This is a genomic window from Roseicyclus amphidinii (assembly GCF_030163755.1).
In the GTDB taxonomy this organism is placed as follows: Bacteria; Pseudomonadota; Alphaproteobacteria; order Rhodobacterales; family Rhodobacteraceae; genus Roseicyclus; species Roseicyclus amphidinii.
In genome coordinates this window covers 1-4,134 of sequence record NZ_JASJOE010000122.1, presented here as the reverse complement: position 1 = coordinate 4,134, position 4,134 = coordinate 1, and the positions used below count along the sequence as shown (strand labels likewise).

The window sequence follows — 4,134 nt, the reverse complement described above, 5'->3', positions numbered from 1 at the left end:
CGGGGGCCACGGCGTCGAGGTCGGCGGTGGGCGCGGGCGCCGCGCGCAGGCGGTCGATGGCGTGGTTGCGCGCGACGGTGATCAGCCAGGTCATCGGGCTGTGACCCGTGACGCGGTAGCGGTCGGCGCGGTGCCAGAGTTTCACGTAGACCTCCTGAAGCGCCTCTTCGGCGAGACTGCGATCCTTCAAGATACGCAGGCAGATGCCGAAGAGTTTCGCCGAGGTCGCCGCATACAGCGCCGAAAACGCCGCGCGGTCGCCCATGGCGACGCGGGCGATCAACCCCTCGAGATGCTCCTGGTCGGTCATGCGGTCGCTGTCTCCTGCGCCGAGATATGCATCTCGGGCCGGGCTTGGCCAGCCCCCCGTTTTTCGCCCTTCCCCTTGCAGCCCCCCGCGATATGTTGCATCCCCGCGACATCGGCGCAGACCACCCCCGGACACGATCGAGGATCTCATGGCAGACGGCAGCTTGAGCATGGACGCGAAACCGACCGAAGAGATCTCGGTCCGCGAGGTGTTCGGCATCGACACCGACATGACGGTGAAAGGCTTCGCCGACCGCACCGACCGGGTGCCGGAGCTGGACAGCACTTACAAATTCGATCCCGACACCACGATGGCGATCCTCGCGGGCTTCGGCTACAACCGCCGCGTCATGATCCAGGGCTATCACGGCACCGGCAAGTCGACCCATATCGAACAGGTCGCCGCCCGCCTGAACTGGCCCGCCGTGCGCGTGAACCTCGACAGCCACATCAGCCGGATCGACCTGATCGGCAAGGATGCGATCAAGCTGCGCGACGGCAAGCAGGTCACCGAATTCCACGAGGGCATCCTGCCCTGGGCGCTGCGCAATCCCGTGGCCATCGTCTTCGACGAATATGACGCGGGCCGGGCGGACGTGATGTTCGTCATCCAGCGCGTGCTGGAGCATGACGGCAAGCTGACGCTGCTCGACCAGAACGAGATCATCACGCCGCACAAGTATTTCCGCCTGTTCGCCACCGCGAACACCGTGGGCCTGGGCGACACGACGGGCCTTTATCACGGGGTGCAGCAGATCAACCAGGCGCAGATGGACCGCTGGTCGCTGGTCGCCACGCTGAACTACCTGCGCCACGACGCGGAGGCCGCGATCGTTCTGGCCAAGAACCCGCATTACAACACCGAGAAGGGCCGCAAGACCGTGAACCAGATGGTCACCGTCGCCGACCTGACGCGGACGGCCTTCATGAACGGTGAGCTGTCGACGGTGATGTCGCCGCGCACGGTCATCACCTGGGCCCAGAACGCGGAGATTTTCCGCGACGTGGGCTATGCCTTCCGGCTGTCCTTCCTCAACAAGTGCGACGAGCTTGAGCGGCAGACGGTGGCCGAGTTCTACCAGCGCTGCTTTGACGAGGAGCTGCCGGAGAGTGCGGCGAGCATGTCGCTGGGCTGAAGCAGGGCGTTTTCCGGGGGCCCTGCCCTCCGGTCACCCCTACACAAACCGTGAACAAATGGTTAACAGGCGGCCATGCGCCGCCTGCCCCTCCCCTCTCTCCTGACGCTTGTCACCCTCGGCGGGTTTGTCGCCGTGGCCTGCGTGCCCTCTCCCGACCCTGTGCAGAAAGGCTTCGGCCCGTCGGCCTGCAGCGTGACCCGCGTGGTCGATGGCGACACGGTCGACATGACCTGCCCCGGCGAAGGCCGCTTTCGCGCCAGGCTGACGGGCTTTGACACGCCAGAAAGCCATGAGCCGCGCTGCGCCGCCGAGGCGGAGCTGGCCCGCACCGCGACCCTCCGGCTGCGCGGCATGGTGCGCGGGGCGGGCCGCGTGGACGCGCAGCTCGGCGGGTGGGACCGCTATGATCGCAGGCTGGTCCGGCTCGCCCTCGACGGGCGTGACGTGGGCGCGACCCTGATCGCCGAGGGGCTGGCCCTGCCCTATTCGGGCGGGCGCAGGCCCGACTGGTGCGCGCGGCTGGGGTGACCCGGCCACGGGGCGCAGCCTAGCAAGGCGTTTTCAATCTGCACAATTGACAGGCGCTTATTTTGCCTGTTCGCTATATTCATGGGCAGCTTGAAAACAGGCATGGCGGCCCTTCTGGGCCTTTTCCTTGTCCTCCCGGCTGCGGCGCGGGCCGATCAGGGTGGGCCGACCCTGCCCCGTTTCGCGGAATGCGCCGGGCGGCTTGTCGCGCAGATGGAACATGAATGGCTGCTCACCGATCCGGCCTCGGCCGAGACCGAAGCGACGCTCGACGCGGTGGTCGCGGTGCTGGAGCTGATGGCACCCGGCGGCACGGTCGAGACGCGCGCCTGGCGCGCCTCGGCGCGGGCGGCGCATCGGCGGCTTCTCTCCTCGGCCAGCTTCGGCGGAGCCGACTGGGCCGGGGATGCGGCGCGGCGCTACATTCTCGGCTGCGCGGCGCTCGTCGTCCTGCCCGACCGCGAGGCGGTCGCGGGGCGCAGCTGACCCCCGATTGACCCCGACCCGCACCCGGTCCATCGTCCCGCATCATGACATACCCCACACCCACCGACATCGACGCCGCCGCCGCCCGCATCGCGGGTCGCGTGCGCCTCACGCCCATCCTGCAGGTGGAGGGCGCGGCCCTCGGCCTGCCCCATCCGGTCACGCTGAAGCTGGAACACACCCAGGTGACCGGCTCGTTCAAGGTGCGCGGTGCCTTCAACACGATGCTGTCGTCCGATGTGTCCACGGCGGGCGTCGTCGCGGCCTCGGGCGGCAATCATGGCGCGGCGGTGGCCCATGCGGCCAGCACGCTGGGGCACCGCGCGAAGATCTTCGTGCCTAAGCTGATCGCCAAGGAAGAGAAACTCGCCCGGATGCGCGATTTCGGCGGCGAGGTGATCCTGACCGAAGGATCGGTCGCCGATTGCATGGCCGAATACGCCGCCCATGCCGAGAAAACCGGCGCGCTCTCGGTCCATCCCTACGACACCTTCCCGACGCTGGCGGGGCAAGGGACCGTGGCGCGCGAGATCGAGGCGCAGATGGCCCGAACCGACCTGAACGGGCTGGACACGATCCTCGTCTCCACCGGGGGCGGCGGGCTGATCGGCGGGGTGGCCGCGTGGTTCCGCGACAGGGTCCGCGTCGTCTCGGTCGAGACGCAGGACACCAACACGCTCGAGCGCTCCTTCCGCGAGGGGCCGGAGTTCAGCGCGAGCCCCTCGGGGATCGCGGCCTCCTCGCTGGGCGGGCCGCGGTTGGGCGTGATGTCATGGGAGGTGATCCGCGACCATGTCGACCAGGCGGTGCTGGTCGAGGACGCCGCCGTCTTCGAGGCCGCGCGAAGGCTGTGGGACGGCACCCGCCTGATCGGTGAGCCGGGGGCGGCGGTGGCGCTGGCGGCGCTGACCTCGGGGGCTTACGTGCCCGAACCGGGCGAGCGGGTCTGCGTGCTCTTGTGCGGCGGCAATGCCGCCCCGGACTGGTTCCTCGCGTGACGCGGGCCGCGGCGCTGCTGGTGGCGGCGCTGGCCGCCTCCGTGTCGGCCCCCTTTTCAGCCCCCGTGGCGGCGCAGCCCGCGGGGTTTGCCGAGGCGATGGACGAGGTGCTGACCCCGACCGGCGCGGCCGCGCCGATGCTGCGCTGCGCCGGGCTTTACCGGGCCTTTCGCCTGTTGGCGGGCGAGGAGACCGGGGTCGGCGCGGAGGCGCTGGAGGGCGAGGTCGCGCTGGCCCTTGCCGCTGCTGCCCGGCGCGAGAGCGACACCGGTGCATCCCCCGCCGCGGCGATGGCCGAGATCGCCCCGGTGATCGCGGCGGCGAGCCAGCTCTACCTCGACCGGATGGGCGCCGCCCGCGCGGCGACCGGCAACGCGATGGAGGACGGCCTGGAGGCGACGCTCTTTGCCTGCGCCGAGCTGCGCGCGGTGCTGGCGGGTGTGGCGGGCGGCTGACGCCGCGACGGCAACACTGTGTTTCAAGGGGTATGCCGCCCCGGCGGCTAGGCGCACACGCGCCGATTTGCTAGGATCGCGGACGACGTTCCGACCGCCACGGGGTCCGCGATGCGGCTTGCGCCGATCCTTGCCGTCCTGACCTGGGCCATGGCCCAGCCCGCCGCCGCGGCGGTCTCGCCGCTCGACGGGCCGGACGCGGCCGCGGGCCGCGATGCC

General features: G+C 70.0%; 6 protein-coding genes. 5 read left to right on the top strand and 1 reads right to left on the bottom strand.

Annotated elements, in window-relative coordinates:
• A partial coding sequence (locus tag QQK83_RS18945) for a sigma-70 family RNA polymerase sigma factor (protein ID WP_284266955.1) occupies window positions 1-310 on the bottom strand: 310 nt, incomplete at its 3' end.
• Between the two features lie 148 nt (window positions 311-458).
• On the opposite strand from QQK83_RS18945, the gene cobS reads away from it, so the two are divergent.
• From cobS to QQK83_RS18920, 5 genes are all read left to right on the top strand, one after another.
• Window positions 459-1,445: a cobaltochelatase subunit CobS gene (gene cobS / locus QQK83_RS18940; protein WP_284266953.1), complete on the top strand. Its 987-nt coding sequence runs from the start codon at window positions 459-461 to the stop codon at window positions 1,443-1,445.
• A 75-nt stretch (window positions 1,446-1,520) separates the two neighbouring features.
• Window positions 1,521-1,976 (top strand): thermonuclease family protein, encoded by a 456-nt coding sequence (locus QQK83_RS18935; protein ID WP_284266951.1) that lies wholly within the window; start codon window positions 1,521-1,523, stop codon window positions 1,974-1,976.
• Between the two features lie 81 nt (window positions 1,977-2,057).
• Window positions 2,058-2,462, top strand: a complete 405-nt coding sequence (locus QQK83_RS18930; protein WP_284266949.1) for a hypothetical protein — start codon at window positions 2,058-2,060, stop codon at window positions 2,460-2,462.
• A gap of 44 nt (window positions 2,463-2,506) precedes the next feature.
• Entirely contained in the window at window positions 2,507-3,460 is a 954-nt protein-coding gene (locus tag QQK83_RS18925; RefSeq protein ID WP_284266947.1) for a threonine/serine dehydratase, read from the top strand.
• Window positions 3,457-3,915 carry a hypothetical protein gene (locus QQK83_RS18920; protein ID WP_284266945.1) on the top strand — a complete coding sequence of 153 codons (459 nt, stop codon included), beginning with the start codon at window positions 3,457-3,459 and terminating at the stop codon, window positions 3,913-3,915. The genes QQK83_RS18925 and QQK83_RS18920 overlap by 4 nt, the downstream gene beginning before the upstream one ends.
• Window positions 3,916-4,134 lie beyond the last annotated feature (219 nt).

Bases quoted from the DNA above. Each gene is read 5' to 3' on its own strand.
- QQK83_RS18925 (WP_284266947.1), top strand. From the start codon at position 2,507: ATGACATACCCCACACCCACCGACATCGACGCCGCCGCCGCCCGCATC.
- cobS (WP_284266953.1), top strand. From the start codon at position 459: ATGGCAGACGGCAGCTTGAGCATGGACGCGAAACCGACCGAAGAGATC.
- QQK83_RS18930 (WP_284266949.1), top strand. From the start codon at position 2,058: ATGGGCAGCTTGAAAACAGGCATGGCGGCCCTTCTGGGCCTTTTCCTT.
- QQK83_RS18935 (WP_284266951.1), top strand. From the start codon at position 1,521: ATGCGCCGCCTGCCCCTCCCCTCTCTCCTGACGCTTGTCACCCTCGGC.